Here is a 368-nt window from a genome sequence, read left to right on the forward strand (position 1 = left end):
ACTTTCGAACCTGCGAATGCCCACCAGAACAGCTCCCATACCGATACGTCGAAGGTGATTGCCGTCTTCTGCATAATCGTATCCGCTGCATCAATCGGATAATTTTTCTGCATCCACAACAAGCGGTTAATGACCGAGCGGTGTTCTACCACGACCCCCTTCGGTCTGCCTGTCGTTCCCGAAGTATAAATCACATACGCCGCATTCACGGCATCGTTAACGAGCTCCGGATTCGTATCGTCCTCGCTGTAGACCCCGGCGTCGTCCAAATTGACGATGTGGCCTGCAAATGGCGCGCACTCCAGCAGATGGCCCTGCGCCAGGAGCAATTTTGCCTCCGAATCCTCCAGCATGTAGCGAATGCGCTC

General features: G+C 54.3%; 1 protein-coding gene. It reads right to left on the bottom strand.

Annotation, left to right across the window (positions count from 1 at the left end):
* On the bottom strand, nt 1-368 hold a 368-nt coding region (locus tag KQX66_RS36685; protein WP_216798426.1), incomplete at both ends, for an AMP-binding protein.

The sequence above is a fragment of the Paenibacillus oleatilyticus genome, assembly GCF_018998565.1.
Lineage (GTDB): Bacteria > Bacillota > Bacilli > Paenibacillales > NBRC-103111 > Paenibacillus_G > Paenibacillus_G oleatilyticus.